Source organism: Oceanimonas marisflavi, from assembly GCF_003049725.1.
In the GTDB taxonomy this organism is placed as follows: Bacteria; Pseudomonadota; Gammaproteobacteria; order Enterobacterales; family Aeromonadaceae; genus Oceanimonas; species Oceanimonas marisflavi.
In genome coordinates this window covers 1-1,978 of the sequence record NZ_QAGM01000050.1, presented here as the reverse complement: position 1 = coordinate 1,978, position 1,978 = coordinate 1, and the positions used below count along the sequence as shown (strand labels likewise).

General features: G+C 61.9%; 1 protein-coding gene. It reads right to left on the bottom strand.

Going from position 1 to position 1,978, the window contains the following annotated elements:
* Positions 1 to 189 precede the first annotated feature (189 nt).
* Positions 190 to 1,584, bottom strand: coding sequence for a DEAD/DEAH box helicase (locus tag DA373_RS15940; RefSeq protein WP_107853253.1), 1,395 nt, complete (start codon positions 1,582 to 1,584; stop codon positions 190 to 192).
* Positions 1,585 to 1,978: the final 394 nt, after the last annotated feature.

The following is a 1,978-nucleotide window of genomic DNA, read 5'->3' as shown; positions in this document are numbered from 1 at the left end:
GGAAGCAAGTCCTTGATCCGTTCCCACTGGTCATCTCTCAGTACTGTACGCTCACTCATTTACACTCCGAAGGCCCTGATGCAAGTGGCTATCGGTAGGAGTTTACACTAATTGAGAACGCCACCTAGAAGCTGGAAGTTAAAAAGCCCGGCATTTGCCGGGCTTTTTCAAATCACTATTCCCCAGTCCCTATTCGCTGGCCTGCGGGCGGGCCTGCGGACGTGAGCGACGACGGGGGGCACCGGTGCGCTGACCATTGCCGTCACCGTTGCGGTTGCCGGAGCGCTGGGCGTTGCCACTGCTGCGGTTGCCGCCGGCACGCTGGCCATTGCGCTGGCCGCCATTACCACCGTTGCGCTGGCCGCCAGAGCGCTGGCCGCCACCATTGCGGCCACGGTTGCCGCCGCGTGAATTTTCAAGGGGAGTAACCGGGGCGTTGGGATCCGGCTCAAAGCCAGCTACCTGCTCCAGGGTGGCACTTTGCTTGATCAGCTTTTCAATGGCCTTCAGCAGCGGCTTTTCCTCGGCGCTTACCAGCGACAGGGCTTCGCCGTCGCTGCCGGCGCGGCCGGTGCGGCCAATGCGGTGCACATAGTCTTCCGCCACATGGGGCAGCTCATAGTTGACCACGTGGGGCAGCTCGCTGATGTCGATGCCGCGGGCGGCGATATCGGTGGCCACCAGCACGCGAATGCCGCCGTTTTTGAACTCACTCAGGGCCTTGGTGCGGGCGCCCTGGCTCTTGTTGCCGTGAATGGCCATGGCCGGCAGGCCATCCTTGCCCAGTTGTTCGGCCAGGCGGTTGGCGCCGTGCTTGGTGCGGGTAAACACCAGCACCTGACGCCAGTTGTGATGGCCGATATGGTAGCTGAGCAGGGCGCGCTTGCGGCCCTTGTCCACTTCAAAGAAACGCTGGGAAATGGTTTCGGCGGTGGCGTTGCGGCGGGCCACTTCAATGTGCTCGGGCTTGTGCAGCAGATCTTCCGCCAGGGCCTTGATCTCGTCGGAGAAGGTGGCGGAAAACAGCAGGTTCTGGCGCTGTTTGGGCAGCAGTGCCAGAATGCGGCGAATGTCGCGAATAAAGCCCATGTCGAGCATGCGGTCGGCTTCGTCCAGCACCAGCATTTCAACCCGGGACAGGTCAATGGAGCGCTGGGACACATGATCCAGCAGCCGGCCGGGGGTGGCCACCACCACGTCGACCTTGCGGCCCAGGGCCTTCATTTGCGGGTTGATGCTGACCCCGCCAAACATCACCAGGGTGCGCAGGTTGGTGTGCCTGGCATAGGCGCGCAGGTTTTCTTCCACCTGAGCGGCCAGCTCACGGGTGGGGGTGAGCACCAGGGCGCGAACCGGCGCCCGGCCGTTGGCCAGGGGGCGGGCCTGGGTTTCACTCAGGCGCTGCAGCATGGGCAGACCAAAACCGGCGGTCTTGCCGGTGCCGGTCTGGGCGCCGGCGAGCAGGTCACCGCCCTTCAGAACCAGCGGAATGGCCTGTTGCTGAATGGGGGTCGGCTGGGTGTAGCCACATTCGTTAATGGCTTGAACGAGGTTATCGTTCAGACCGAGGGAAGCAAATGACATGAGACTCCGAACTAACAAGGTCCTGGCGGACGATTGAGGGATTGCCGGTGGGCAAAGTGCCGGCATGATAACAGAAAAGCGCCAAAAGCCATAAAAAGGCAGTCGTCTGCGGCACTCTGCCATGCCGTCGGGTAACGGAAACACTCCAGCGACACGCCGTGAACCCGTCCATGGGGGCTCCACTGCGCCTTCCCTGGCGCAGAGGGTACGCTGGAGCGCTCCCGTTACTCTCCTCGGAACACCTTAAGCTGGCTGGTAGCTGGCAGTCTGTCTCTTAGTCACAAGTCGAGTCCATGGAACAACTCATAGGACTCGACGTAATTCATCAGGGTGAACCAGCCACTCCACAGTGCTTTCGTTCCTACCCGGCCATTCCTGGCGGTGTTATGCCAGC